This is a genomic window from Janthinobacterium breve (genome assembly GCF_051380895.1).
Taxonomy (GTDB): domain Bacteria; phylum Pseudomonadota; class Gammaproteobacteria; order Burkholderiales; family Burkholderiaceae_D; genus Janthinobacterium.
Genome location: NZ_JBNYXY010000014.1, coordinates 18,682 through 45,657, shown reverse-complemented (window position 1 = coordinate 45,657; position 26,976 = coordinate 18,682). Strand labels below are relative to the sequence as shown.

The following is a 26,976-nucleotide window of genomic DNA, read 5'->3' as shown; positions in this document are numbered from 1 at the left end:
CTACCTGTCACCAGGAGATGAACATGCTGTCCACGCAAACGCCTGAAACCCGCGCTGCCTCTCCATCGCTGGCCCCCTCCTCTCCGATGGAAGCGGGACGCCAGCGCCAGGGGCGCCTATGGTCGAACCTGAAGGAGGTGTGCGACCTGCTGCATATCTCCAGCGCCTGCACCATCGCCGCCGACGAACTGCTGTTCCAGCACGTGCAATTCAAGACGGGCCAGCGCGTACACACCATCGGCCAGCCGTTCGACACCCTGTACATCGTCAATTCAGGCTTCCTGAAAACCGTGCTCATCGACGAATTCGGCAATGAGCAGGTACTCAGCTTTCCCATGAAGGGCGACATGCTGGGCGTCGATGGCATCCACTCGCGCCATTATTCCTCGGAAGCGGTGGCCCTGTCCGACTGCGACCTGATCCTGCTGCCGTTCAAGAAGCTGACGGCGCTGGGCCGCGTGCACCTGGAACTGGAAAATGTCATGTACGGCGTGATGAGCCGCGAACTGGTGCGCGAACAGGCGATGATCGGCATGCTGGGCGCCCTCAGCGCCGAGGCCCGCGTGGCGCGTTTCCTCGTCTCGCTGGCCGACCGCTTCGCGCAGATGGGCTATTCGAGCAAGCTGTTCAACCTGCGCATGACGCGCCATGAAATCGGCAGCTACCTGGGCCTGACCCTGGAAACGGTCAGCCGCACCCTGTCCGCCTTCAATGAAATCGGCCTGATCTCGGTCGATCAGCGCACCATCGGCATCAAGGATCCGGACGCCCTGAAAACCCTGCGCCGCCTGCCGCCCTCGCGTTCGCGCGCCAAGCAGCTGGCCGCCGCCAAGCTCAAGGCCGACACCGCCGCCACCGCCTCGGCGCAATTGCTGGCCACTATTTAACACCATCCCGTTTCCTTCAAGCTTGGCACAGGCTTGACCCGGCCAAGGCGCGCACCGCCTTGCCGGGTCTTTTTTGCTGCCGCTCCCCTTCCGCGCCGCGCCTGCGGCTGCCTTTGCGCAGCACTCTCATCCAAGCTGCCCTGGCGCCGTAAAAAAGCACAGATTTCGCACAAATAAGCCTTGCTTTTCGGGCCACATTCAACAATAATGCAAATACGAATCATTCTCAACTGAGACAAGAAAGCCCAACATGCAAAGCTCAAAACCAGCCTTGATCCAGGATGCCGCTACCGCCCACGTCCGTCCTCCCGTCAGCATGGCGCAACCGGCGCGCCGCATCACCAGCGAAGCGCTGCTGCAGCAGGGCCGCGAAGTGGAAATTGAGCACAGCGGCAAGATCTACCGCCTGCGCGTCACCCAATTGAACAAGCTGATCCTGACTGCCTGAAGCAGCACGGCAGCCAGTCACCACACTCGCCAGCCAGTCGCGCTCCGTGCGCGCAGCCAGCCAAACCACCGCACAGGAGTGTTTGATGGCGAACGACCGACCTTCCCCGATGTTTCCGTCCCCGCAGGGCCAACAGCCTGAATTGCTGCTGTCGGCCGTGCTGCACCTGATGTCGCACTACCATGCGGGAAGTCCCTGCGAGAAACTGGCGGGCGTCATCGAACGCCATCTGCAAGTGCTGTCCAGCTCGCCCGGCCTGGGGCCCGTGCTGCAAGCAACCTGCCAGCAGTTGTCGCAGCAATGGGCCACGCTGGTGGCGCTGCACCGTCCCGCGCCACCCAAGAGCAGCGTGTTTGAGCGCCTGGCACGCCTGCTGAGCGCCAAGCGCCCCGCATCGCCCCTGCCGCAATAATTTCTCTTCGACACCCCACCGCCTAACAGGATATCGCCATGTGTGACAAAGACCAGTCCCTGCCCGTCATCAGCAATTGTTCCAGCGGCGAGGCCGAAACAGCCGCGCTCGCTTCGCGCCGCCGCCGGCTGTGGGAACTGTCGCATACCTGCCATTGCCCGCTGGTCGGCGTGGGTTTGCCGCTGGGCTACCTGCGCAAGCTGGTGGGCAAGATGACGGGCGGGCGCGTGCTGGCCGACGACTACGAAGTGCACGTGGGCGCCGTGACGGAATGCGGGGCGCGCAACCGCCTGTCCGAAGCCCTGCAAAAGGAACTCGAACGCCGCTACGCCCCCGTGATCCTGCGCTTTCGCGGCGCCAAGACCACCGAGCAGGTAGCGCAACTGTGGCGCACGGCCGTCGCCAACGGCGACGTGTCGGGCGCCTTCTGGGCCGGCCTGACGCATCCGCGCTGCGACGCCGAACTGGAAGAGCAGATGTGCCGCGACTTGCACATGATCCAGCACCAGGCCGGCGCCTGCGTGCGTGCCGACATGGGAAAATTTACGGCCTTGCAGGAAGAAAATGCGCGCCTGACGCACGAACTGGCCAAGCTGCAACAGCGCAGCCAGGCCATGCTGATGGAAAAAACGGGCGAACTGGAACGCCAGGAAGCCGTGCTGCTGCGCACGCGGGCCGAAGCCATCGGCAAGGATAGCGTCATCGATGGCTTGCGCTTTGATCTGGCGCAATTGCAGGCCGCCATCCCGGCGCTGGAATCGCGCACGCGCCTGGTCGAACGCCTGGCGCAAATGGATGAGCGCGAAAAGGAATTGCGCCAGCAAATCACAGAATTGAAGCAGGCCCAGCCACGTCCGACCGCCGCCGTGCCGCCACCGGCAACTAAGCTGGAAGTGCCGACGGGCGGCAAGCTGAAAATGCCGATCCGCCTGGTCGATCAAAGCGTCTTGTGCGTGGGTGGCCGCAGCGGCAATGTCGCCACCTACCGCGCCCTGATCGAACGCGTGGGCGCGCAATTCGCCCACCACGACGGCGGCCTGGAAGACAATGCCAACCTGCTCGATTCGAGCCTCGCGGCGGCCGACCTGGTGATTTGCCAGACGGGCTGCATCAGCCACAGCGCCTACTGGCGCGTGAAGGATTATTGCAAGCGCACGGGCAAGCGCTGCGTCTTCATCGACAACCCCAGCATCTCCAGCCTGGCGCGCGGCTTGCAGGAAGTGAGCGGGGAAATGGAACCTGCCGCGCTGAACACGGCAGAGTAATACGGCACCGGGCGGCGTGCTTACGCCACCAGCTCGCGGTCGATGGCCTCGCGCAAGATGGCATCGTCGACCGTGGTGTCGGGCGAGAAGCGCCCCACCACCCTGCCCTCCTTGCTGATCAAAAACTTCTCGAAATTCCACAGCACGTCGCTGGGCTGCTCCTGCGTGATGCCGTAGCCGGCCAGCTTGGCGCGGAAATCGCTGCCCGGCTTTGCCTGCGCCTGCGGCTGTTCCTGCACCAGGCGCTGATACAGCGGATGCTGGCCCGGCCCCTTGACGACGATCTTTTCAAACAGGGGAAATTGCACGCCAAAGGTGCCGCGGCAAAAGTCCGCGATCTCGGCATTGCTGCCCGGCTCCTGCGCACCGAATTCATTCGCGGGGAAACCGGCCACCACCAGGCCCTCGGCCTGCTTGTCGGCGTAGAGTTTTTCCAGTCCTTCGTACTGCGGCGTCAAGCCGCAGGCGGACGCCACATTGACCACCAGCACCACCTTGCCGCGGTAGGCGTCCAGGCTGGCGGGTTCGCCATTGATGCGGCGCAAGGGAATGTCGTAAATGCTGTCACTCATGATGGTTCTCCTCGGAAGAAACGATCATGATAGCTGTGCGCGCGCGAACGCGCTGGCGGCGTCAAAAACTCAGTACACGTCGCGCCGGTAACGCCCTTCTGCCGCCAGCGCGTCGAGCGCGGCCCGGCCCAGCATCTCTTGCAGGGCCTGGTCGACGCCGCCCGCCATGCCGGCCAGGCTGCCGCAGATGTAGATGGCGGCGCCCTGCTGCAGCCACAGCTTGACTTCGTCGGCATTGCCACGCAGGCGGTCCTGCACGTAGGTGCGCTCCGCCTGGTCGCGCGAAAACGCCAGGTCCAGGCGCGGCAAGTCACCGCTGGCGTGCCAGCCTTCAATTTCGTCGCGATAATGGAAATCGTGGGCCGCGTTGCGCTCGCCAAAGATCAGCCAGTTGCGCCGCTGACCCGCCAGCACGCGGCTCTTCAGGTGGCCGCGCAAGCCGGCGATGCCGCTACCGTTGCCAATCAGAATTAATGGCCGTTGGGCATTGTCTTCCAGGCGGAAACGCCGGTGCTGGCGCAAGCGCAGCTGCACCACGTCGCCCACAGCCGCCTGCGCCGTCAGCCAGCCCGAGGCCAGTCCCAGGCTGCCATCGGGATGCGAATGCTGGCGCACCAGCAAGTGCACGCCGCCATCGCGCGGGATCGAGGCGATCGAATATTCGCGCGGTTGCGCAGGCTCAAGCGGCGCGGCCACCTGCACCAGGTCGCCCGACTGCCAGTCCGGCAAGCTGCCCGCCACGGGCGCCAGTTCCACATGAAAGATGGCGCCGCCGGCGCTGCCCGGATTAAGCAAATGCCGGCCCGTCAGGCGCCAGTCGCCAAAGGCGGGGGCGCTCCAGTCGGGCGCGTCGCTGGTGCCGGCCAGGTGGCTCAGATGCTGGAACCATTGCTCGATGGCAGCGCTGGCGCTGCGGTCGACCTCGATGCGCTGGAACAGGCGCGAAGCGCCCTGCGCCGCCAGCCAGGCATCGAGCGCGCGGCCGAAGCCGCAGAAGTGACCGTAGCTGCGGTCGCCCAGGGCCAGCACGGCGTAATGCAATTGCGGCAGCGCGAGCTCGCCCGTCATCAGCCTGCCCATGAAGGCGGCCGCATTGTCGGGCGCATCGCCTTCGCCATAGGTGCTAACCAAAAACAAGGCCCGTTCGGCTTGTTGCAGATCAATGGCCGTGACTTCAGCCAGCGCGCACAGGCGCACGGGAATGCCTGCCAGCTGCAAGCTCTGCGCCGTTTGCGTGGCCAGTTCCTCGGCATTGCCCGTCTGGCTCGCATACGCCACCAGCCAGGCGGGGCTGTTGGCCAGCGCCGCCTTGGCGGCAACGGCGGCGCGGCGCCTGGTCCGCGCGCGCAGCCAGGGTGCCAGGCACACGCCCGCATAACTGAGGGACAGGGCGGCCAGCAAAGCCAGCCGAGTCGTATCGTGCGTAAAAATCATGGAGTTAATAGTTCATTCGTCGAGCATGGCCAGCATGTGGCTGCTCAGCGTTTCGTGGTAGCCATGGCCGTCGCGCTGCAGGAATCGCGCGGCCAGGCCCTGCTCTTCGGCCAGCGCCATGCCGGCATCCAAGCCCAGCACGGTCAGGGCCGTCGACCAGGCGTCGGCCGCCATGCATTCGGCGTGCACGACGGTGACGGAAGCGAGTTGATTGGCGATCGGCATGCCGCTGCGCGGATCAATGGTGTGTGAGAACCGAACTGTGCCGTCCTCAAAGAAACGCCGGTAATCGCCCGAAGTCGCCACGGACAAGCCGTGCAGCGCCAGCAGCATTTCTGCCGGATGCTGCGTGGTGTCGGCGCCATCGACCTGTTCCAGCATCACCCACCACGGCTGGCCGTCCGGCTTGCTGCCGGCGCCGCGCAGCTCGCCGCCCACTTCGACCAGGTAATGGTGGATGCCCTGGCTGTCCAGGTAGCGGGCCAGGCGGTCCACGCCATGGCCCTTGGCGATGGCAGACAAATCGAGTTGCAAGCCGCCCGGCTGGCGCGCGCGGCGGGCCGGCAAGTCCAGTTCCAGGCGGCGGCTCTGGCGCTGCGACAGCAGCAGCGTCACGGTATCGTCTTTCGGCGGCAGGAAGCCGGGCTCATCGTAGCGCTTGCGGGGACCGAAGCCCCACAGGTTGACGAGCGCACCCGCGCACGGGTCATACGCGCCGCCGGACGCTTGCGATACGTGCATGGCAAAGCCCAGCACCTCGCAAAAGGCGGCGGGCAGGCTGTGCCAGCTGCCGGGCTCGGCCCGGTTGAAGCGGCCCAGGTCGGACGCGTCGCTCCAGTGGCTCATTTGCGCCACGACCAGGTCCAGCTGCTGCTGCAAGCCCTGCTGCAAATCGGCGCTGCCGGCGCGTCCCGGCATGGCGGACTCCAGCAGGCGCACCGACCAGCTGGTGCCCATCGTCAAACCGCGCAAGTCCCGGATCGCGGCGCCGGGCGGCGCGACCTGATCGGAAATATGCTGCGGCAGCAGGACCCGGCGCATCGGCGAGCTCGTGAAGAGGCCGCCGCTTACTGCGGCAGCACTTCCACTGTGGCCGCGTACGTCATGCGGCGCTCGGGCATGGCTGGCGGCTGGCCGGCCACGGCCGGCGCGGCCGCTGGCCAGGTGCTGCTCAGGTAATACATGCCTGCCGCTGGCACCGTAAACGTGATCTCGCCCTTGGCATCGGTGCTCTGGCGGATTTCCCCCAGCACGCCACGATAGCGCACGCCGCCTGGCACCAGGCTGAAGGCCTGGTTGGCCGCCGGCTTGCCATCGACCAGGAAGCGCCACGTGGCTTTCTCGCCCGCGCGCAAGTCGTTCGGATGGGTCACCGGCACAAATTCCAGGCCCACGCCCGTCGGCTTGAACACTTCCGTGCTGGTCTCGCCATTGCTGAAGAAGGTTTCCAGGCGGCTGGCCGTGCGCGTGACTTTCACGTCTTGCGCATCGGCCGGCATGTCTTTCTTGAAGGTGTCCTCGTTGCCGCGGAAACGTTTCTGTTCGCCATTTTGCTTGTAGCTGGCCATGACGTTTTGCGACACGATGGCCGCCTTATACGTGCCCGGCTTTTCCATCTTGACATCGAAGACGCTGCGCAAGCGGCCCGTGACAGTATTCGCCGGCGCCACTTTCGCACCATCCGGACCGATCACTTGCAGCGCGTCCAGGCGCAGCGGCTGGTGGTCGATCTCGAACAGGCCATCGGAGACGGCGGCGTCCACCGTCACCCAGGCGTCCTTGCTTTCCACCATCGTGCTCGATGGCACCATCCAGCCCCGGTGCGCGTGGGCATTCATGGCCAGGCCGGCCAGGGCCAGGGCGATCAGCGGTTTATTGAGTTGCTTCAACATGGTAGAGGCGCCTTAAGGTTTGAGTTGGACGACGACATTGCCGAGTTCTTCCTTGCCCTTGGCAGGAACGGACTGGGCCGATTTCAGCGGCCACTGGAACGGCACGCGCACCAGTTCGCGTCCACCCGCTTCGCGCGCCGCTTCCACCACCACCTGGTATTCGCCGGCTGGCAGCTTGTCGAGCAAGGCCTTGGCGCCAGGGAAAGTCAGCGTATGTTCGCCCGGCGCGCGCGTGGCGCCGCTGACGCCGTCAACGGGCATGGCCAGGTCGCGGCCGCTCTTGCGCCACCATTGGCGCATGTCCTTCAGCCATTTCTCGCCCGCCTTGTCCTTCTTTTTCACGTCATACAGCACCGTCAGGTTGCCGACGACCTTTTGATCGGCCGTTTCCAGCCACGCCGCCACGTAGGGACGGTGATATTCCGCCACGTTCAGTTGCGGGATTTCAAGCTTGAGGGCCAGGTCGGCCGCCATCGCCGAAGTGCCGATCAGGGGAAGGCCAAGCGCCAGGGAGTAGCGTAATTTCATGGTGTGCCTGTAAAAAAAGAAAGTAAAAACGATCAGTGGATAAACAGCAAGGCGATCGCGCAGGGTATCAAGATACCGAGGCCAACCATCGGCCAGGTAAATGGCCGGTTGGCCGCGTGGAACTTCAAAATCAATAAACCCGTCAGGCAAAACACGATGCAGGCGCCGGCAAAAATATCGATGAACCAGTTCCAGGCCACGCCCGTGTTGCGGCCCTTGTGCACATCGTTGAGCCAGGACACCCAGCCCCGGTCCGTCAATTCATATTCGGCGGCACCGTCTTCCAGGCCGATGCGTACCCAGGCGTCGCCGCCCGCCTTGGGCAGCGGCAAATACACTTCGTCGACGCTCCACTCGGCGGGACGCCCGCCCGCGTTGAGCGACCATTGCTGCTTGAGCCAGTTCTCGGCGGCGGCCGGCATGGGCGCGTTGGCGCCATCATGCCGGGCGGCATACGCGGCCAGTTCGGTGACCAATGGGGCCGGCAGTTGCGCCTTCTGGCGCGTGATCGATGGCTTGGCCTCGATCTGGCTGGCGTGATTCAGGGTGATGCCGGTGATGGCGAACAAAAACATGCCCAGCAGGCAAAGCGCCGAGCTGATCCAGTGCCATTGATGCAAGTTCTTCAGCCAGACGGCGCGGCTGGCGTTGTTCTTGGCCTTGTCTACGGCGCCCGCATTACCCATCGAGGGCTCCCGGCAAGGAGCGAGCCAGGTGGCGCGACAAGTCAGTGTGCTTCATTCCCATCCTTCAATCAAAGTTCATGCCCATAGCTTCAAACAAATGATAATGATTATCATTTATTAAGTCAATACATGGGCGACCCGCCAGGCCAGCGTTTTGTAACAGCTTTGAAACAAAGCACCCCACTACGTAAGCTGTCGTACAGAGCCGCGCGCCACACCCGCCTATGCTGTTGTTCAGGACAACCATCAAGGGAGCACCCCATGCAAGCGTATTCCAGCGAACAACTGGCCAGCATCGCGGCCAAGATCAAGGACGTCAAATTCGGCATGCTGACCACCAGCGACGACATGCGCACCCTCACCAGCCGGCCCCTGACGCAGCAGCAGGTCGACAACGCAGGGCAAATCTGGTTTTTTGTCTCGGACGAGGCCGCCTACACGCGCGATTTGCTGAACAATCCACAAGTCAATGTCAGCTTTGTCGACACGGGCGACAGCCTGTATGTGTCCGTCTGCGGCCATGCGCAGCTGCTGAAGGACCGCGCCAAGGCGGAAGAACTGTGGAATCCGCTGGTGAAAGCCTGGTTCCCGGGCGGGCTCGACGATCCGAAGCTGTCGTTGATCAAGGTGACGATCCAGTCAGCCGAATACTGGGACAGCAGTGCCAGCAAGATGATGCAATTCTATGCAATGGCCAAAGCCGCCATCACGGGTGAACCACCGAAAGACCTGGGTGAGCACGGCCGGGTCGAACTGTAGCAGGGCTGCCACATTTTACCCGGGTGTTATTGACTTTTAATTTAACCCGGGTAAAATTGCATGCATCGTCACTCATTGGAGGCAAGACATGCACGCACCCACCCGACTCACCGCCTTTGCGGGCCCACACAAAGTTGCCACCGGCACATTGCATGCGGTGGCGCAAACGCTGAAGGAATTGCTGACGCGCGATCCCGGGGCGCAAATCCTGATCTTCGACGACACGAGCGGCAGCCAGGTCGACCTGAACCTGCACGGCAGCCTGGCCGACGTGCTGCAGCGCCTGCCACGCGAAGCCGCGCCAACGCCGGCGCCGCAGGAAGAGGTGCCCCTGCCCGCCCGCACGCCGGGCCGCCCGAAGCTGGGCGTGGTGGCGCGCGAAATCACCCTGCTGCCCCGTCACTGGGAATGGCTGGCGACGCAGGCGGGCGGCGCCTCCGTAGCCTTGCGCAAACTGGTGGAACACGCGCAGCGCAGCAACAAGGCGCACGACGAGCAGCGCCAGGCGCGCGAAGCGGCCTATAAAGTCATGAACGCGCTGGCGGGCGATGCGCCCGGCTTCGAGGAAGCCAGCCGCGCCCTGTTCGCCGGCAAGCAGCCCGCGTTCCTGGCGTGCGTACAGGAATGGCCAACCGACGTGCGCGAACACGTCTTGCAGCTGGCCCAGCGGGGATGGTCAGGGAGTGAAGAAAGATAGGCGACCCCGTCAGACGCCCGTGCTGCCCGTGGTGTCGGGTGCATCGTCGGCGCTCTGCCGGCTCTGCCCGGGCGAGCCGGACTGATGATGGGGCAAGCGGTCGGCGCGCCGCACTTCGCCGATGGAAAACAGATCGTCGCCGATATCGAGTCCTTGCTCGCTATCGACCAGCACAAAGCTCTCGGCCGACTCGGCCGTACTTTGCTTGCTGCCTGCCGTGGACGGCGTGCCGCCCTGACTATTGCCGGGCTGCGGCGTAGTGGAGTTGCCCATCATCTTCTCCCTGGTCGTGAGTGAAATTTGATTGCACATTGACTGCGAATTGGCCGTGACCAGCGCAGCTATTTCATCATAGTCCATGCCTGCTGCATTGCATCAAAATTTTGCGGCTGGCCGAAAAGCGACGCGACTGGCCAGCAGCAATGCGCAATTCCCGCCGGCCAGGCCTGCTGCTACCGCTTCCGCTTACTTGTTGCGCGAACCGGGCGAACCCGTCCCTGAACCGCTACCGCCGCTTTGCTTGTTGCCACTGTCGCGGTTGCCATCCTGCTTCATGCCGGGATTGTCACGCGCACCGCCGGGACTGGCGGCACTTTGCCGGCTGCCATCGTTTTTGTGGCTTTGGCTGCCCGCGCGGCGCGCTTCTTCCGACGTGAATTCATGGGCCGTACCCTTTTCATGCGCGGCACGTCCGCCTTCGCTGGCGATTTCGCGCTGCTGAGCGGGGTCCATGGAAGCGAAGCCACGCTTGCTGGTATCGCTTTGCTTGTTGCCGCCGCCGCTGCTGCTACTGCTACTGCTACTGCTACTACCGGCTTTACTACCTTGCTGTTTATTGTCGCTCGATGTGGCCATGATGATCTCCTTGATCGATGAATCAGAAAACAGTGCAAACCATGCAATTCTTCCCCCTCGCACGGCAAGGGAAGCCTCATCTTAGTGCGCACATGGGGCGCAAGTAATAGGAGGATGGCAAGAGCGCATGTAGGATGAGTCCCGCCCGTGGTGGCACAGTTACTTTTAGTTTTCCACCAAAAGTACCAGATACTCAGCAGTTAGCGGGTATCGGGAAAATCGCCGCGTCCGCCGTCACGTACACGCGCTCGCCAGCGGCTGGGCGCACCGCATGACCACCCGTAAAGGCGCCAAACGATGGCAAAATGGCACGCTGCCGGCCCAGCAGGAAACATGGCAGGCGCAAGCCGTTCCTGTCCTCGCGCAAGTGAAACACGGGATGCAAGTGGCCCGCCAGCACATAACCGGGCGCGACGGTGTCCGGGTGATGGCAGAAGGAAAGATTGCCCACGCTATGCGGTTCGTCCACCATGCTGATACCCAGTGCGCCGGCCGGATCACCCGCATGCGCATCGTGGTTGCCACGCACCACCGTCAGGCGCACGTCCGCACGGTGCGTGCGCCAGGCCAGCATGGCCGCCACAGTAGCGTCCGCATGCGCGGCGCGCGCGTGCAGGAAGTCGCCGAGAAAGACGATTTCCTCACAAACATGGCTGGCCAACAAGGCGTCCAGCGCCAGCAAGTTTTGCGTGGTGGTGCCACGCGGCACGGGCACGCCCAGCGTACGGAAGGCGGCCGCCTTGCCGAAATGGATGTCGGCAATAATGAGCATCTTGCGCGCCGGCCAATACACGGCCTTGTGCGCCAGCAGCCACACCAGCTCGCCAGCCAGTTCCACCACGCAATGTGCTGGGCGCTGGCCATTCATGCGGCCGCCTTTTCCAGCGCGCTCACCAGGCGCGCCACCCGGTCCGACAGCTTTTCCGTCGTCAGCTGTTCGCGGAAACGCTCGACCATCAGGCCGAAGGCAAACGGCGAAGCCCGCTCCAACGCTTGCAGGGAAATCTGCCTGCCGTGCAGCTCGCGCAAGGTGGCGCGCAAGCGCGTCAGTTCCAGTTCCTGTTCCAGCACTTCGCGCTGCGCCTGCGTGAGCAGCAAATTGGCCGCGTCGTGCTTGCGGAACACTTCAAAGAACAAGGAGGACGACGCTTGCAACTGGCGCGCGCTTTTCGGCTGTCCCGGATAGCCCTGGAACACGAGGCCGGCGATGCGGGCAATTTCACGGAAGCGCCGCTGCGACAATTCCGTCGCGTTCAGGCTGGCCAGCACGTCCTCGAGCAAGTTGTCCGTGCTGAACAGAGGAATATCGGCGCCGCTGGCGGCCGTCAACAGCGGCATAAAATCGATATCGTCCCCGCCCAGCAATTCAAAGCCATAATCGTTGACGGCGATCGACAAGGTCGCCGGCTGCACGCGCGCGATGCGGTAGGCCAGCAGGGACGCCAGGCCCAGGTGCACCGAGCGGCCCGCGAACGGATACACGAACAGGTGATGACCTTCGCGGCTGGACAAGGTTTCCACCAGCAGACTGGCGCGCGTAGGCAGGCTGGACCATTTTTGCTGGATGGCCAGCAGCGGCGCCAGCGCGCGCATTTCCGGCCCGCTGGCCTTGCCCTCTTGGGCCAGCTGCAACTGGTCCAGCACGGCATGCGCCAGTTCCGACGACAGCGGCATCTTGCCGCCCTGCCAGCGCGGCACGGCGCCCCGACTGCCTGTTGCGCGCCGCACATACGCCGTCATCTCATGCACGCGCACGAATTCCAGGATGCGCCCGCCAAACAAAAAATGGTCGCCCTGCTTCAGGCGCGCGATGAACGATTCCTCGATGCTGCCGATGCGTCCGCCACCCAGGAACTTGACCTGGATCGCCGCTTCCGAGACGATGGTGCCGATGCTCATGCGGTGGCGCCGCGCCAGCGCCGCATCTGGCACGCGGTACACGCTCGCCTCATCGGGCAACACGCGCCGGTATTCCGGGTACACGGTAAGGCTTTGCCCGCCGCGGGCGACGAAGTCGAGCGCCCATTGCCACTCGTCCGGCGTCAGGTGGCGGTAGGACCAGGCGGCACGCACTTCGTCGTACAGGGCCGGCGACTCGAAGCCGCCGCCCAGGGCGATCGTCACCAGGTGCTGCACCAGCACGTCGAGCGGCTTGTCCGGCACGGGGCGCGCTTCCAGGTGGCCCTGCGCCAAGGCCGCGCGGGCAGCCGCCGCTTCCAGCAGTTCCAGGCTGTTGGTGGGCACCAGGGTGACGCGCGAAATGCGGCCCGGCGCGTGGCCGCTACGCCCGGCCCGCTGCACCAGCCGGGCGATACCCTTCGCGCTGCCCACCTGCAGCACCCGCTCGACGGGCAGGAAATCGACGCCCAGGTCCAGGCTGGAAGTACACACGACGGCTTTCAGTTCGCCCGTTTTCAAGTGCTGCTCGACCCATTCGCGCACTTCGCGGTCCAGCGAACCATGGTGCAGGGCGATCAATCCCGCCCAGTCCGGCCGCGCATCGAGCAGGTGCTGGTACCACAGCTCGGCCTGCGAACGCGTGTTCGTAAACACGAGCGTGGTGGCGCTGCCCTCGATCTCGGCAATCAAAGGCTGCAGCATCTGGATGCCCAAATGCCCGCCCCAGGGAAAGCGCGTGGGGTTGACGGGGATCAGGCTGTCGACGAGGATGCGCTTTTTCACCTTGCCTTCGACCAGCACGCCGGCGTTTTCCTCGCCCTGCAAAACGTCCTGCGCCTGCTGCAAGTTGCCCAGGGTAGCCGACAAGCCCCACGTCATCAATGCGCCATTCCAGCGGCGCAAGCGGGCCAGCGCCAGCTGCACCTGCACGCCGCGCTTGCTGCCCATCAATTCATGCCACTCGTCGACGATCACCGTTTCCAGCAGGCTGAAACGTTCCTGGGCGTCTATCTGGCTCAGCATCAGGGACAGGCTTTCCGGCGTCGTGACGAGCACCTCGGGCCAGGCTTTCGCCTGCCGCGCCCGCTGCGCGGCGCTGGTATCGCCCGTGCGCGCCTCAATGCGCCAGCCGGGAGCGAGCTCCGTACCCGAGGCTTGCAGCGCGCGCACGGTGTCGGCCGCCAACGCCCGCATGGGCGTGATCCACAGCACGCGCAAGCCCTGCTTCCGCCCCTTGCGCGCCAGGCGCTCGGCGCGCAGCAAGGCGCCGAACCAGACCGCATACGTTTTGCCGGACCCCGTGCTGGCATGCAGCAGGCCGGAGCGGCCCTGTGCGGCGGTGCGCCAGACGGCGCGCTGGAAGGGAAAGATCGTCCAGCCGCGCCCGGCAAACCAGGCATCGATGCGCTGCGCCAGCGCACTCTTGCTCATGTCGCCTGGGCCAGCATGGCCTTCAAGGTGGCCAGGGTGTCCGCGTCGGCGATGGCCTTGTCTTCGCGCCGGCGCAGGATGCGGGGAAAGCGCACGGCGATACCCGCCTTGTGGCGGCTCGACGCGGCGATGCCTTCGAAACCGATCTCGAACACCATGGTCGGCTTGACGCTGCGCACGGGGCCGAATTTCTCGATGGTGGTCTTGCGGATGACCGCATCGACTTGGCCAATTTCAGCATCAGTCAGGCCCGAATACGCCTTGGCGAAGGGCACCAGCTTGCGTTCCTCGCCATGCCCGCCCTCCCAGTCACTATCCCACACGGCGAACGTGTAGTCCGTGTACAGCGACGCGCGCCGGCCGTGGCCCGCCTGGGCGTAGATCAGCACGGCGTCGATGGCATACGGGTCAATCTTCCATTTCCACCAGGTGCCCACATCTTTCGTGCGGCCCACGCCATATGCGGCCGAGACTGCCTTGAGCATCAGGCCTTCCACGCCGCGCGCCCGCGATTCTGCGCGGATGGCCGCCAGCGCGTCCCAGCTTGCCGCGGCGATGCGCGGCGACAGCCGCAGCGTGGGAGAGCGCACGCCGGCCACCAGGGTTTCCAGCAGCGCGCGCCGTTCCAGCTGGGGCAACTGGCGGACATCCACGCCATCGACTTCCAGCACATCGTAGGCCACCAGCACGGCCGGCAATTCGGCCAGCAGCTTGGGCGACACCGTCTTGCGGCCCATGCGTTGTTGCAAATCAGCAAATGGCGCCGGCACCTCGCCCGGCTGCCAGATGAGGATTTCGCCATCGAGCACCGTACCCTCGGGTAAGGCCAGCTGCGCCAGTTCGGGAAAACGCTCCGTGATCAATTCCTCGCCACGCGACCACAAGCAGTTGACGCCATCGCGGCGCAGCAGCTGGGCGCGCATGCCGTCGTATTTCCATTCGACCAGCCAGTCGGCAAGGTCGCCCAGTGTCTCCGGTGGCGCCTGCAAGGGGTGCGCCAGGAAGAAGGGGTAAGGCTGGCCGCCGCGCAGCGCATGTTCGTCATCCGACTGCGCGCCGGTCAGCTTGAGGAAGCCCTCGCCCGTGGGGCTGACCTTGCCATCGGTCCAGCCCATCAGGCGCTGTGCGATCAGCTTGCTGTCCACGGCGGCGATGCTGGCCAGCGCGCGCGTCACCAGCAGTTTGGACACGCCCACGCGAAAGCCGCCGCCGATCAGCTTGATCAATAGAAAACGTTCGCGCGTTTCCAGCTCGTCCCAGTACGCCAGCAGGGCGGCGCGGATGGTCTCGGGCGCCGCGCCGCGCAAGGGCGCGATGCGCCGTTCGACCCACTCGGCCAGGCCGACGTCGCTGCGCCTGGTGGGCGCGGGCAGGATCAGGGCGATGGTTTCGGCCAGGTCGCCCACGGCGTGGTAGGCCTCGTCGAACAGCCAGGCATCGAGACCGGCGCGTTCGGTCGCGTATTCGCGCAGCAACTTGGTGGGCACGGCCTGGCGCGGCTTGCCGCCGGCCAGGAAGTACACGGCCCAGGCCGCGTTCTCGGGTGATGCGTCCCGAAAATAGGCTTGCAGCGCCGCCAGCTTGCGGCTGGTGGACGTGGTTTCATCGAGTTCCGCATACAGCCGGGCAAATTCACGCATGGGTGACGTCCTCCGCTGCCGAGGAAGCACCGGGCGCACTGTCATCGGCTTCGTCATCGCCATACTCCGTCTCGAAGCCGCCCGCCTGCCAGCCATTTTGCTGCAGCCAGCGCACCATCACGGGTATCGAGCCATGCGTGACGATGATGCGTTCGGCCTGCGTGGCCTGGATGGCTTGCATCAGGCCCGGCCAGTCAGCATGGTCGGACAGCACGAAACCCCGGTCCACGCCGCGCCGCCGGCGCGCGCCGCGCAGCAGCATCCAGCCGCTGGCGAACGCATCGCTGTAGTCGCCGAAGCGCTTCATCCACGGCGAACCGGAGGCCGACGGCGGCGCGATCACCATGGCTGTCTTCAGGGCCGCCTTGTCCGTGACATCGCCCACCATCACGGTGGCCGGCAAGGCCACGCCGGACTCACGGTAGACCTGCGTCAATGCCTGCGCCGCGCCATGGCAGATGATGGGACCGATGGTTGCGTCCAGACCCGCCAGGATGCGCTGCGCCTTGCCAAAGGCATAGCAGAACAGTACGCTGGTGCGCCCTTCGGCCGCATTCCTGCGCCACCACTGGTTGATCTCGTCATGGATTTCCTGCGGCGCCTGCCAGCGATAGATGGGCAGGCCGAAGGTCGATTCCGTGATGAAGGTATCGCAGCGCACGGGTTCGAACGGCGTGCAGGTAGGGTCGGGCTGCAGCTTGTAGTCGCCGGACGCCACCCACACTGCGCCGCCGTGCTGCATGCGCACCTGGGCGGAACCGAGCACGTGGCCGGCCGGATGCAGCGAAACCTGCACGCCGTGGTGTTCGATGGTGTCGCCATACGCGAGACCCTGGATGGAAACGGCGCCCAGGCGCGCCTGCAGCACCTTGACGCCGTCGCTGGCGCACAGGTAATGCCGGTGGCCCCCGCGCGCATGGTCGGCATGCGCATGCGTGATAATGGCGCGCTCGACAGGGCGCCACGGGTCGATGTAAAACTGCCCCGGCACGCAATACAAGCCTTCCTTGCGCACCACTACCATGTCTGCCATGCCCAGCTCCCTACGTTAAAAAAAACCGCGTTGGAATGGGCTGATTCTAGCGCTCTTGCGCTCGGTCACTGTTAGACAGCGCACAATGGATTCAAGCCGGTGCAACAAACTCGGCCATGAAAGTGCGCGTGGTGTCTTCCGGAAACGCAATCGTGACATGGTCGCCCGCCACCAACAGCACGGTGCCGATCTGGTAACGGGGCACGCGCACGCGGCTGCCGACGGCGATATGGGGTGCCTGCGCCTGGACAGGCGCCGGCGGCAACTCGTCCAGGGTAATGGGCGCCGCCAGCGCGGGCGGCGACTGGCAATTATCGCAAGTGCAGCAGCGCTCGAAATCGCCTGCATCACCAAAGTAATCGAGCAGCAGTTTCCAGCGGCACAGGCCGCTTTGCGCATACGCCACCATCTGCTCGAGCGCCTGTTTGTCGCGCTCCTGCTTGTCGACGTAGATCTGCGCCAGCTGCGCGTATGACGGCGACTTTGCCGAGGGCGCTTTCAGGCTGTAGCCCAGCTTGCGGTCCTGGCGCAGCAACTTGCCGTCTTTCAACAGTTTCAGGCAGACCTTCAAGTGGCCATCTGAAAACTCCGGCAAGCCCGATGCCAGCGCAGCAAAAGCGAAGGTGGCCGGCAGCTCTTGCACTGCTGCCACGATGGTGGCCAGTTCGCCTTCCGTCGGATAGTGCTTGGCCAGAAAGAATTGCTGCACCCGCTTGTCTTGCTGGAAATACAACAAGGTGCAGTCGGCGGGCAAGCCATCGCGCCCCGCCCGGCCCGATTCCTGGTAGTACGCTTCCAGGTTGGCCGGCACCTGCAAGTGAATCACGAAGCGCGTGTCGGGCTTGTCGATGCCCATGCCGAAGGCGTTGGTGGCCACCATGATGCGGCGTTCGCCGCGCATGAACAAGTCCTGGTGGCGCTGGCGCTCGCGCGCCGCCAGCTTGCCGTGGTAGCAGGTGACGCTCTCGCCCACTTCCTCCAGCCGCGCCGTCAGATCCTCGACGGCCTTGACGGTGGCCGCATACACGATGCCCACGCCGGCAGTCTCGCGTAGCAGACGCAAGACTTCATCTTGTTTTTCTCCGGCATTGGTGACCTGGATCACGCGGTAGCGCAAATTGGCGCGGTAGATGCCCGTATTGATGACCTGCAGCTTGCGCGCTTCCAGTTGCGCGTCGATATCGGCCATCACTTCCCCGGTGGCCGTGGCCGTCAGCGCCAGCACAGGCGGACGGCCCAGCGTGCGCAGGGCGGCGGCAATTTCCAGGTAGGCGGGACGGAAGTCGTGGCCCCATTGGGAAATGCAATGGGCTTCATCGATGACGACCAGGCTGGGCGGCGCGGCGCCCAGCAGGGACAGGAATGCGGGATTGGCGAGACGTTCCGGCGTGCAAAAGATGATGATCCTGCCGCCCTCGCCTATGCGGGCGCTGGCGGCGTCTTCCTCGGCGCGCGACAGGCTGCTGTTGAACTGCACGGCCGTGATGCCCAGTTGCCGCAACTTTTCCAGCTGGTCTTTCATTAGCGAGATCAGCGGCGACACCACCACGGTCGCACCGGGCAACAGCGCGGCGGGCAGCTGGTAGCACAGCGATTTGCCGCTGCCGGTGGGCATGATGGCCAGGGTGTCGCGCCCGGCCAGTACGCTGTCGATGACTTCCTGCTGGCCGGCGCGCAGCCGCGCCACGCCAAATACGCCGCGCAGCAGGCGCTGGATCTTGCGCTGGCGGGCGCTACCCGACTCTTGCGTTGCGGAAGTGGTGGTCGTCATCATGGTCCGGTCCCTGACATGCCGGCGCCAGCCGCCAGCTTGCCATTACTTTACGGCCGCGCCCGGCGCACCGCCATAGGACGGCTGCTACAGTCCGCGTAGGACTTTAAGAAGCGAACAGGATGGCCCAGAAGAGCATCAGCAAGCCGGCAATCGACACGCACCACACCAGCGTGCGCACGACGGGCACGCCAAACGCGTACAGCGGCAGGTAGAGCACGCGGGCGGCCAGGTACAGGGCGGCGCCGTACAGGGTCAGCGCGCTTTCCTGCGCCGTCACGTGGGCGATCAGCACGGCGGCAGCGAACAGGGGCAGGGTTTCAAACAGGTTCGCCTGGGCCCGCTGCAAGCGGCCCGTGATCTTGCCCACAGGCGGCCCGTCGCCGTCGCGCGCGCTCACGTTATAGGCCGTGCCTGTTTCGCGCGTACGTAACAGCGCGGGCAACAGGATTTGCACCAGCGCCAGTACCAAAGTACAGCCTAGCATGGTCAGTTCAGGAGTCATGTGTGCCTCTGCAGGTTGAGACAGGCAGGCCGTGTCGGCGCATGCCCGTCAGGGTTGGTCGAGTGCCGCTTGCAACTCTGTCAAATCATAGGGCTTGCGCAAGACACTGGCGGAAAAGCCCAACTCATCCATCGACTCCTTGCCATAACCGGTGGAAAAGATGATGCGCATGCCCGGTTTCTCGCGCAGCACCATGCGTGCCAGCGCGATGCCGGACATGCCGGGCAGGCTGACATCGGTAAACAGGATATCGAAATCTTGCTCATTGAGTAATTTCCACGCCGCCTCGCCATCGGAGACGCCGCTGACCGTGTGACCCAGCATGCCCACCAGCTCGCATACCATCAACTGAGAATCGAGATTGTCTTCCACCACGAGAATTTTCATCGATGTCGGCATGTCACCCTGCGGTACCAAAGCATGGCCCGTCAAGTCCAGCCCCGGCGTACCACTTCCCAGCACGCTGGCCGCCGTGCTGCCGCTCGCCGGAGTGCCGGCCACCGGCGCACCGGACCGTTCAAACTGGCGCGCACGCATTTGCTGCTGGCGGTTGGCCAGCACATGGCGCAGCTTGCGTGCCAGCTCTTCGCGCCGGTATGGCTTGCTGAGCAATTCCACCCCCGCGTCGAGACGCCCTTCGTGCACGATGACATCCTGCGCGTAGCCCGAAGTAAACAAGACGGCGATATCGGGCTGCAGTTCGCGCGCCTGGCGCGCCATCTCCGTGCTGCTGACGGGGCCCGGCATGATGACGTCAGTAAACAGCAAGTCGATCTGCGCGCCGCTGTGCAGCACGGCCAGCGCGCTTTCGCCGTCTTCGGCCTTGAGCACCGTATAGCCGAGCGCGCCCAGCATGTCGACCACGGTGGTGCGCACGCCCACGTCGTCTTCCACCACCAGCACCGTTTCCGTGCCGCCCGTGACGACGCCGCTCAATTCCAGTTCCTCGTCCGCTTCGGCCATCAGGGAACGGGGCAAATAGATTTTGACTCCCGTGCCCACGCCAGGTTCACTGTAAATGCGAATATGGCCACGGCTTTGCGTGACGAAGCCATACGCCATCGACAGGCCCAGGCCCGTGCCCGCGCCTTCCGGCTTGGTGGTGAAAAACGGCTCGAACGCGCGCTGCAGCACGCGCCCGCTCATGCCGCGGCCCGTGTCCGTCACCGACAGCATCACGTACTGGCCCGCCGGCACATCGACCAGCTTGTGCACATACTGCTCGTCGAGCACCACATTGCCCAGCTCGATGGTCAGCTTGCCCACGCCATCCATGGCGTCGCGCGCATTGATGGCCAGGTTGAGGATGACGTTCTCGATCTGGCTGCGGTCGACCAGGGTATTCCACAGCCCGCCGCCGCCCACCAGCACGATATCGATCGCTTCACCCAGGGCGCGCCGCAGCAGCGCATCCATGTTGCGCACCACGCGCGCCAGGTCGGCCACCACGGGTTTCAACGGTTGACGCCGCGCAAACGCCAGCAGGTGCGACGACAGCTTGGCGCCCCGCTCGACGGCGGCAATCGCCGTGTCCAGGCGCTGTCGCATCACGCCATCCGTACCCGTCAGGTGCTGCAGCAAATGCAAATTGCCGGAGATGATTTGCAGCACATTGTTGAAGTCGTGCGCGATGCCGCCTGTCAGCTGGCCCACGGCTTCCATCTTTTGCGCCTGACGCAAGGCATCCTCGGCCTTGGTGCGCTCATTGACCTCCTGTTCGACACGGTGTTCGAGCGTTTCGTTCAATTCATGCAGCGCCTTTTCCACGCGGCGCCGGTCCGTAATGTCCGTCTTGACGGCAATCAGGGAGCGCGTCTGTCCCTGCTCATCCAGCAGACGGCTGACATTGCTCGACACCCATACTTGCGAGCCATCTGGCTTCAGGTAGCGCTTTTCCAGCGAGAAAGATTCACCCGTCTCCACCAGGCGCCGGAACAACACACCGTTGCCAGGCACATCCGCCGGATGCATGATGTCGTTCATGTTCAGACTCAGCAGCTCTTCAGCCGAGCGGCCCAACATGCGGCACAGGGCACCGTTGACGCGCTGGAAACGGCCATCGAGGCCCAGCTCGGACAAGCCCACCGAGGCCTGGCCGAAAATGGCCGCCATGCGCTCCTGGCTGGCGGTGAGTTCATCCTCGATCTGGCGCCGCTCCGTCACGTCGAACGACACGCCCACGTAGCGGCGCTGGCCCAGCACGCGGCCGGCCACCACCTCGCCCTGGCGCGCGATCCAGCGCAACGCGCCATCGGCAGGGCGGCGGATGCGGTACTCCACATACTCGAGGGGATTTTGCGCCAGGTCAAGCTTGCTGGGCCCCACCTTTTGCTGGTCGCGCGCATCGACCAGGCTTACCAGCAGGCGTTCCGTCACGTCCTCCTCGTCGGCAATGCCCCACAGGCGGCGGAACATGGGCGACACCAGCATCGCGCCCGTCTCGGGGAACCATTCGAAGGTGCCGATGCCGCCCGCCTGCTGGGCCAGGCGCAGCCGCTCCTCGCCTTCCATGTGCTCGGTGACATCGATGCCCTCGACCAGGATGCCCGTGACCACGCCCTCGTCATCCTTGATGGGCTGGTACACGAAGTCGATATGGCGCTGGCCCGTCTGCCCATCTGCCGTCTGCAAGTCCACCTTCACCTGACGCCCTTCGAAGGGCTCGCCCGTGCGGTAGACTTGGTCGAGCAGTTCGATGAAGCCTTGCGCCTTGACTTCAGGCAAGGCCGATTCGACAGTCTTGCCCAGTAAATCGCGGTGGCCCACCAGGCGCAGATAATGTTCATTCGCCAGCTCGAACACATGCTGCGGCCCGCGCAGCAGGGCCATGAAGCTGGGCGCCTGTTGGAACAGGGCGCGCAGCAGCGCGCGCTCTTCGCCCAAGCGGCGGTTGGCCGCGCGCACGGCCTCGCTCTCCGCCTGCAAGGTGGTGTTGAGTTCGCCCAGTTCGGCCGTGGCCAGCTTCAGCTGGCGCCCCTCTTCCATGCGCGCCGTCAATTCCAGCGCCGTGCACAGCACGCCGTCCACCTGGCCGTCGGCGCCATGCACGGGCGTGTAAAACAGGTCGAAACAGACATCCGCGTGCTGTCCTCCGCGCAACAGCGGCAAACAGCATTCACGGTGCACCTGCGTCTCGCCGCGCAGTCCCGCTTCGAGGATGCGCGCATTCCAGTCCCAGATTTCGGGCCAGACGGCCGGCACCGTGCCGCCCAGCGCCGCCGGATGGCGCGCCCCGGCGATCTGGATGTAATCGTCGTTATAGATCATCACGTGCTGCGGGCCCCACATCAGCACCATCGCCATCGGCGAATTGAGCACGATGTCGACGCTGGTGCGCAAATGGGCAGGCCAGCCATCGAGCGCGCCAAGGCTGGTAGCGGACCAGTCGTACTGGCGCACCAGCTCGCCCATGCTGCCGCCGCCGCGCGGCCAGGCTGGCGCGCTCATGTGGCCAGTCCCGCTTGCACGCGCACCTGGCACTGGCGCGGGATGCGCACGGTCGCCACCGTGCCCTGCGCGGCCGTGGAGCTGAGCTCGACCGTGCCGCCGTGGGCTTTGACGAACATGTTCACCGTGTACAGGCCCAGTCCCAGGCCCTGCCCCGTCCTGCGCTTTTCGCCCGCCTGCCGGAAGGGCTCGAACAGGGTCGGCAGCAAGGCGGCGGTGATGACACCACGATTGCTGATGCGCAACTCAATGCTGTCGGTGGCGCGCCCGTCGAGGGCCAAATGCACCGGCGTGCCCGCCTCGCCATGCGTAATGGCATTGCATAACAGATTTGAGATGACTTGCGACAGCAAGCCCGCATCGCATTGCCCGTGCAGCTCGCCGACACTGCTGACCTCGACATGCGTGGCCTGGCCCGCCGTCTCGCATTCCTCGACGATGGCGCGCGCCAGCGCCAGGTAGTCGTGCGTGCTGCTGCGCAACTCCATCGTGCCGGAACGGATGCGCGCCAGGTCCAGCAACTGGTCAACCATGCGCCCCATGCGCTTGGCGCTGCTTTCGATGCGCTGCGCCGTGACGATCACCTTCGGGTGGTCGCTCATCATCGGCAACAGCATGGCGCCGTTCATCACCACTGACAAGGGCGTGCGCAAATCGTGGCCCAGCACGGCCGTGAACAGTTCATTGAGGTGCAGCGCCTGCTTGAGTTCATCGAGCTGGGCCGACAGTTCACGCTTTTGCTGGAACAGCTGCACCAGCACCGCCACTTTGCTTTGCAAGGCTTTTACGTCGATGGGCTTGTAGAGAAAATCGACGGCGCCCGCCTCGTAGCCACGGAAACTGTAGCTCGGTTCGCGCGACGCGGCCGTGAGGAAAATCAGGGGAATGCTGCGCGTGCGTTCGCTGCCGCGTATCAGCTCGGCCAGTTCGAAACCATCCATCTGCGGCATTTGCACGTCGATCAGGGCCAGTGCGACTTCATGCGTCAACAGCAGTTCCAGCGCTTGTGCGCCCGAGCTTGCCTTGAGGATGACAATACCGGGCCGTGCCAGCACGGCTTCGGCGGCGACCAGGTTTTGCGCGATGTCGTCAACGACGAGGATATGGATAGGTGCGGTCACGGAGTCATCTTCAGGCATCGCAACGGCAAGATGCCATCGTGATTTGATATGGACATAAACATTGTTTCAATTCTCACATATATTACACGCACTGCCCCACTCCCATTCACTTGTGTTCTTCATCGCCAAGCAAGGCCAGGCTGGCGGCCATCTGCGGCAAATCGAGTACGCGGTCGGCGCCGGCACGCTTGAGCGCGGCGGCCGGCATGATGCCACAACTGGCCCGCGTTGGCTCCTGCACCCAGGCGCTGCCGCCCAGCTGCCGCACGCGCGCCAGTCCCGCTGCGCCGTCGGCCGAGGCACCCGTCAGGATGATGGCCAGCATGGCGCGCCGGTAGGCGTAGGCAGCCGTTTCCAGCAGGACATCGATGGACGGGCGCGAAAAATACACGGGCGCTTCCTGCGACAGGGAAAAACAGCCATCGGGTTCGATTTGCAGGTGGTAATCGGGCGGGGCGAAGTAGACGGTGCCGCCTTGCAGCGGTTCCTTGTCCTGCGCTTCGCGCAAGGGCAGCGCGCAGCGCGCCGCATACAGCTGCGGCAACTGGCTGGAGCGGCCCGGCGCCAGGTGCAGCACCACCACCACGGCCGCGCGGCAGGTGGCGGGCAAGGCGCGCAGCACGATGCCCAGCGCCTCCACGCCGCCGGCCGAGGCGCCGATGGCGATCAGGCGCAGGCCGGCGGGCGGTGGCGCCACGTCGAAGGTCGGCAACATGTCAGGCCCGCTGGAAGATGCGTTCAGCGGGGCTCAGCTCGTTGAAGCTGGCTGCGTGGCGGCTGAAATGCAGGCTCTCCTTCATGCCCAGGCCCAGGAAGCCCCGGTTCACCAGCGCTTCGTGGAACATGCCCAGGCTGCGGTCTTGCAAGTCTTTATTGAAATAAATCATGACGTTACGGCAGGAAACCATGTGCACCTCCGAAAACACGCTGTCCGTCGCCAGGCTATGGTCGGCGAAGACGAACTGGCGCCGCAGGCGCCGGTCAAAGATGGCGCCCTTGTAGGCGGCCGTGTAATAGTCGGACAAGGAGCGCTTGCCGCCCGCCAGCTGGTAATTCTCGCTGAACTGGGCGATGCGCTCGATCGAATAGATGCCCGCTTCGGCGGCGGCCAGCGCCTCGACATTGATATCGGTTGCATAAATCATGCTGCGTTCAAGCAAGCCTTCCTCTTCCAGCAAGATGGCCAGCGACCACACCTCTTCGCCGCTGCTGCAGCCGGCCACCCAAATCTTGATGGAGGGATAGGTATGCAGGACGGGTACGACTTTTTCGCGCAAGGCGCGGAAATACGCGGGATCGCGGAACATTTCGCTCACTTGCACCGTGAAAAACTGCAGCATCTGCGCGAACATGGCCGGCTCGTGCAAGATGCGGTCCTGCAACTGCGACAGGCTGGCACAGCCGAAGCGCTCCATGGCCTGGCGCATGCGCCGGCGCAACGACGCCACCGAATAATCGCGGAAATCGTGCTGATATCTCAACAAGATTCCTTCAAGCAATAACTTCAATTCGATATCGAAAATATCATCATCTAGCAATTTGACATCCACCCTTCTATCCATGCTGCATCCCCCGGCCCCGCAGCGCCGCGCGGGTGCTTGGAGCCAGCGGGAATGCTAGCAGATCGTCGGCGATTATCCCGCAGCGAAAGCGTCAGTTAGGTACGCTGGCGTACACTCGGCTCATCTTTTTCAGGCATCCACGCCCTTCATGCCCTCCGCCGTATAGCGCGCGCCCGCCGCCATGCCCAAGGGAAAGGCTGCGCTCATCGCCGCCAGTTCCGCCCCGTCCAGCTGCACGGCCAGCGCGCCGAGGTTGTCGTGCAGGTAGGCGATGCGCTTGGTGCCGGGGATGGGGATGATGTCATCGCCCTGGGCCAGCAGCCAGGCCAGCGCCAGCTGGGCCGGCGTACAGCCTTTCGCGCGCGCCAGTTGCTGGACTTGCGCGACGATGGCCTGGTTGCGTGCCAGGTTATCGGCCGCGAACCGAGGATTGAACTGGCGAAAATCCCCGGCGTCGAGGCTGGCCACGCCGGCAATGGCGCCCGTCAGGAAACCGCGCCCCAGCGGGCTGTAGGCAAAGAAACTCGCACCCACTTCGCGGCAGGCGGCCAGCACGCCCTGCTCCGGCTCGCGCGTCCACAGCGAGTATTCGCTCTGCACGGCGGCCACGGGGCAGAGCGCCGCCGCGCGCCGCAAGGTGGCGGCGCTCACTTCGCACAGGCCCACGGCGCGAATCTTGCCCTCTTGCAGCAATTGCGCCAGCGTTCCCATTGAATCTTCCAGCGGGGTATCGAGGTTCAGGCGGTGCAGGTAAAACAGGTCGATGGCCTCCACGCCCAGGCGCGCCAGCGACGCATCGCACGCCTGGCGGATGTAGGCGGGGGAGTTGTCCACGCGGCGCGCATAGTTGCCCGCCTCGCGCGCCAGGCCGCACTTGGTGGCGACCAGCGCTTGTCCGCGCCGGCCTTTTAAAAATCGCCCCAGCAATTGCTCGTTGTGGCCAAAGCCGTAGGCGTCGGCCGTATCGAACAGGGTCACGCCCGCCGCCAGGGCCGCTTCCAGCGTGGCCAAGGATTGCGCCTCATCGGTAGCGCCATAGAATTCCGACATGCCCATGCAGCCCAGGCCCAATGCCGAGCTGTGCAAGCCGCTATGGCCGATGCGTCGTTGTTGCAGTTGCATGTTGATCTCCCTCAGTGTCAATGAGGCCAGTCTGCGCCGCGCAGGCCGGCAAGGGAATGTGCGATTTCGTGATACCTTTCTGGTATGAGAACCCTCGATACCCATGCCTTGACGCTGTTTTGCGCCGTCGCCCGCTGTCTGAATTTCCGCCAGGCGGCGGAACAGTTGCACATGACCCAGCCGCCCCTGTCGCGCGCCATCAGGCTGCTGGAAGACAGGCTGGGCACGCGATTGTTCGAACGCGACACGCAGGGCGTGGCCTTGACGCAGGCGGGCCGCACCCTGCTGCCGCAGGCCTTGCACATCCTCGATTTGCTGGAGATGGCGCAAGCGTCGCTGCGGCAAGACAGCGCGCCCGCGCGCCTGCGTCTGGGCCTGACCAGTTCGGTGGAAGCAGGCCTGTTCCGGCCCCTGCTGGCGGCATTGGACAAGCAATTGGGCACCATGCGATTGGAACTGACGGCGGCACCCTCGCCGCGCCTGGTGGCTGCCGTACGCAAGGGCCAGCTCGATGCGGCCCTGCTCGCCCTGCCCAGCGCCACCTTCGAACTGGCCGTGCAGCCACTGGCGCGCCAGCCCATGATGCTGGCCCTGCCGGCCGGGCACCGGCTGGCGAAGAAGCGCAAGGTCAGCCTGGCCGACATCGCGGCAGAATCGATTTACTGGTTCGAACGGGCGCGCCAGCCCGCCTTTTTCGATCATTGCCAGCAGGTATTTCGCCGCCATGGCTTCGCGCCCATTTTTTTGCGCGAGGCGCCCGACCACCATGTGCTGCTCAGCGATGTGGCGGCCGGCAAGGGCATGGCCCTGCTGGCCGACTCGTTCCGCGCGCTGCGCCTCGCTGGCGTGGTCTACCGACAACTGTTGCAGGGAGAGGAACTGGCGGCCGGCATCGGCCTGGCCTGGCGGGAAGAGCACGGCCATGCGGCCCTGCCCCTGCTGCGCCAGCTGGCGGCGGAACAATTGAAAAGCTGACGCCGCACGCTGGCGCGCCAGACGCGCTACCATGG

General features: G+C 64.7%; 26 protein-coding genes. 7 read left to right on the top strand and 19 right to left on the bottom strand.

What is annotated here, in order from left to right; genetic code table 11:
* Nucleotides 1-86: 86 nt before the first annotated feature.
* The 4 genes from ACQ4W0_RS25990 (at nucleotide 87) to ACQ4W0_RS25975 (ending at nucleotide 3,012) form a co-directional block, all read left to right on the top strand.
* Nucleotides 87-887: a Crp/Fnr family transcriptional regulator gene (locus tag ACQ4W0_RS25990; RefSeq protein WP_436579505.1), complete on the top strand. Its 801-nt coding sequence runs from the start codon at nucleotides 87-89 to the stop codon at nucleotides 885-887.
* Between the two features lie 250 nt (nucleotides 888-1,137).
* A complete protein-coding gene (hemP, locus tag ACQ4W0_RS25985; protein ID WP_034750559.1) occupies nucleotides 1,138-1,335 on the top strand; it encodes a hemin uptake protein HemP in 198 nt (65 codons plus the stop codon).
* Between the two features lie 85 nt (nucleotides 1,336-1,420).
* The gene (locus ACQ4W0_RS25980; protein ID WP_436579381.1) at nucleotides 1,421-1,747 is read left to right on the top strand and encodes a hypothetical protein; all 327 of its coding nucleotides are present in this window, start codon (nucleotides 1,421-1,423) and stop codon (nucleotides 1,745-1,747) included.
* Between the two features lie 38 nt (nucleotides 1,748-1,785).
* Nucleotides 1,786-3,012 carry a DUF2325 domain-containing protein gene (locus tag ACQ4W0_RS25975; RefSeq protein WP_436579380.1) on the top strand — a complete coding sequence of 409 codons (1,227 nt, stop codon included), beginning with the start codon at nucleotides 1,786-1,788 and terminating at the stop codon, nucleotides 3,010-3,012.
* A 20-nt stretch (nucleotides 3,013-3,032) separates the two neighbouring features.
* On the opposite strand, the gene ACQ4W0_RS25970 is transcribed toward ACQ4W0_RS25975, so the two are convergent.
* The 6 genes from ACQ4W0_RS25970 to ACQ4W0_RS25945 form a co-directional block, all read right to left on the bottom strand.
* Nucleotides 3,033-3,584: a glutathione peroxidase gene (locus ACQ4W0_RS25970; RefSeq protein WP_436579379.1), complete on the bottom strand. Its 552-nt coding sequence runs from the start codon at nucleotides 3,582-3,584 to the stop codon at nucleotides 3,033-3,035.
* A 69-nt stretch (nucleotides 3,585-3,653) separates the two neighbouring features.
* On the bottom strand, nucleotides 3,654-5,018 hold the full coding sequence (locus ACQ4W0_RS25965) for a sulfite reductase subunit alpha (RefSeq protein ID WP_436579378.1): 1,365 nt from the start codon (nucleotides 5,016-5,018) through the stop codon (nucleotides 3,654-3,656).
* Between the two features lie 12 nt (nucleotides 5,019-5,030).
* Nucleotides 5,031-6,059: an FAD:protein FMN transferase gene (locus tag ACQ4W0_RS25960; RefSeq protein WP_436579377.1), complete on the bottom strand. Its 1,029-nt coding sequence runs from the start codon at nucleotides 6,057-6,059 to the stop codon at nucleotides 5,031-5,033.
* 26 nt (nucleotides 6,060-6,085) lie between these two features.
* Nucleotides 6,086-6,910 (bottom strand): DUF4198 domain-containing protein, encoded by an 825-nt coding sequence (locus tag ACQ4W0_RS25955; RefSeq protein ID WP_436579376.1) that lies wholly within the window; start codon nucleotides 6,908-6,910, stop codon nucleotides 6,086-6,088.
* Between the two features lie 12 nt (nucleotides 6,911-6,922).
* A complete protein-coding gene (locus ACQ4W0_RS25950; protein ID WP_099403641.1) occupies nucleotides 6,923-7,438 on the bottom strand; it encodes a DUF2271 domain-containing protein in 516 nt (171 codons plus the stop codon).
* Between the two features lie 32 nt (nucleotides 7,439-7,470).
* On the bottom strand, nucleotides 7,471-8,124 hold the full coding sequence (locus tag ACQ4W0_RS25945) for a PepSY-associated TM helix domain-containing protein (protein ID WP_436579375.1): 654 nt from the start codon (nucleotides 8,122-8,124) through the stop codon (nucleotides 7,471-7,473).
* A 261-nt stretch (nucleotides 8,125-8,385) separates the two neighbouring features.
* Here ACQ4W0_RS25945 and ACQ4W0_RS25940 point away from each other — a divergent pair, with 261 nt between their 5' ends.
* Both ACQ4W0_RS25940 and ACQ4W0_RS25935 read left to right on the top strand, forming a co-directional pair.
* On the top strand, nucleotides 8,386-8,883 hold the full coding sequence (locus ACQ4W0_RS25940; protein ID WP_436579374.1) for a pyridoxamine 5'-phosphate oxidase family protein: 498 nt from the start codon (nucleotides 8,386-8,388) through the stop codon (nucleotides 8,881-8,883).
* A gap of 88 nt (nucleotides 8,884-8,971) precedes the next feature.
* Nucleotides 8,972-9,580 carry a DUF2239 family protein gene (locus ACQ4W0_RS25935; RefSeq protein ID WP_436579373.1) on the top strand — a complete coding sequence of 203 codons (609 nt, stop codon included), beginning with the start codon at nucleotides 8,972-8,974 and terminating at the stop codon, nucleotides 9,578-9,580.
* Between the two features lie 9 nt (nucleotides 9,581-9,589).
* On the opposite strand, the gene ACQ4W0_RS25930 is transcribed toward ACQ4W0_RS25935, so the two are convergent.
* The 13 genes from ACQ4W0_RS25930 to ACQ4W0_RS25870 all read right to left on the bottom strand — a co-directional run bounded on the left by ACQ4W0_RS25930 (nucleotide 9,590) and on the right by ACQ4W0_RS25870 (nucleotide 25,966).
* Nucleotides 9,590-9,856: a hypothetical protein gene (locus ACQ4W0_RS25930; protein WP_436579372.1), complete on the bottom strand. Its 267-nt coding sequence runs from the start codon at nucleotides 9,854-9,856 to the stop codon at nucleotides 9,590-9,592.
* Between the two features lie 189 nt (nucleotides 9,857-10,045).
* Complete coding sequence (locus ACQ4W0_RS25925; protein ID WP_436579371.1) at nucleotides 10,046-10,435, bottom strand: KGG domain-containing protein; 390 nt, start codon at nucleotides 10,433-10,435, stop codon at nucleotides 10,046-10,048.
* A gap of 193 nt (nucleotides 10,436-10,628) precedes the next feature.
* On the bottom strand, nucleotides 10,629-11,303 hold the full coding sequence (gene pdeM, locus ACQ4W0_RS25920; protein ID WP_436579370.1) for a ligase-associated DNA damage response endonuclease PdeM: 675 nt from the start codon (nucleotides 11,301-11,303) through the stop codon (nucleotides 10,629-10,631).
* A complete protein-coding gene (locus tag ACQ4W0_RS25915) occupies nucleotides 11,300-13,765 on the bottom strand; it encodes a ligase-associated DNA damage response DEXH box helicase (protein WP_436579369.1) in 2,466 nt (821 codons plus the stop codon). The genes pdeM and ACQ4W0_RS25915 overlap by 4 nt, the downstream gene beginning before the upstream one ends.
* A complete protein-coding gene (locus ACQ4W0_RS25910) occupies nucleotides 13,762-15,405 on the bottom strand; it encodes an ATP-dependent DNA ligase (RefSeq protein ID WP_436579368.1) in 1,644 nt (547 codons plus the stop codon). Before ACQ4W0_RS25910 ends, ACQ4W0_RS25915 begins: the two co-directional genes overlap by 4 nt.
* On the bottom strand, nucleotides 15,398-16,438 hold the full coding sequence (locus ACQ4W0_RS25905) for a ligase-associated DNA damage response exonuclease (RefSeq protein ID WP_436579367.1): 1,041 nt from the start codon (nucleotides 16,436-16,438) through the stop codon (nucleotides 15,398-15,400). Before ACQ4W0_RS25905 ends, ACQ4W0_RS25910 begins: the two co-directional genes overlap by 8 nt.
* Before the next feature lie 91 nt (nucleotides 16,439-16,529).
* Nucleotides 16,530-18,209, bottom strand: coding sequence for a RecQ family ATP-dependent DNA helicase (locus tag ACQ4W0_RS25900; RefSeq protein WP_436579504.1), 1,680 nt, complete (start codon nucleotides 18,207-18,209; stop codon nucleotides 16,530-16,532).
* Nucleotides 18,210-18,315: 106 nt separating this feature from the next.
* Entirely contained in the window at nucleotides 18,316-18,714 is a 399-nt protein-coding gene (locus ACQ4W0_RS25895; RefSeq protein WP_436579366.1) for an MAPEG family protein, read from the bottom strand.
* Between the two features lie 48 nt (nucleotides 18,715-18,762).
* The gene (locus ACQ4W0_RS25890; protein ID WP_436579365.1) at nucleotides 18,763-22,161 is read right to left on the bottom strand and encodes a hybrid sensor histidine kinase/response regulator; all 3,399 of its coding nucleotides are present in this window, start codon (nucleotides 22,159-22,161) and stop codon (nucleotides 18,763-18,765) included.
* Complete coding sequence (locus ACQ4W0_RS25885; protein ID WP_436579364.1) at nucleotides 22,158-23,282, bottom strand: hybrid sensor histidine kinase/response regulator; 1,125 nt, start codon at nucleotides 23,280-23,282, stop codon at nucleotides 22,158-22,160. The genes ACQ4W0_RS25890 and ACQ4W0_RS25885 overlap by 4 nt, the downstream gene beginning before the upstream one ends.
* A gap of 106 nt (nucleotides 23,283-23,388) precedes the next feature.
* Nucleotides 23,389-23,997 (bottom strand): chemotaxis protein CheB, encoded by a 609-nt coding sequence (locus ACQ4W0_RS25880; protein WP_436579363.1) that lies wholly within the window; start codon nucleotides 23,995-23,997, stop codon nucleotides 23,389-23,391.
* Nucleotide 23,998: 1 nt separating this feature from the next.
* Nucleotides 23,999-24,844 carry a CheR family methyltransferase gene (locus ACQ4W0_RS25875; RefSeq protein WP_436579362.1) on the bottom strand — a complete coding sequence of 282 codons (846 nt, stop codon included), beginning with the start codon at nucleotides 24,842-24,844 and terminating at the stop codon, nucleotides 23,999-24,001.
* A gap of 129 nt (nucleotides 24,845-24,973) precedes the next feature.
* Nucleotides 24,974-25,966, bottom strand: a complete 993-nt coding sequence (locus tag ACQ4W0_RS25870) for an aldo/keto reductase (protein WP_436579361.1) — start codon at nucleotides 25,964-25,966, stop codon at nucleotides 24,974-24,976.
* Between the two features lie 84 nt (nucleotides 25,967-26,050).
* On the opposite strand from ACQ4W0_RS25870, the gene ACQ4W0_RS25865 reads away from it, so the two are divergent.
* Complete coding sequence (locus tag ACQ4W0_RS25865) at nucleotides 26,051-26,941, top strand: LysR family transcriptional regulator (RefSeq protein ID WP_436579360.1); 891 nt, start codon at nucleotides 26,051-26,053, stop codon at nucleotides 26,939-26,941.
* Nucleotides 26,942-26,976: the final 35 nt, after the last annotated feature.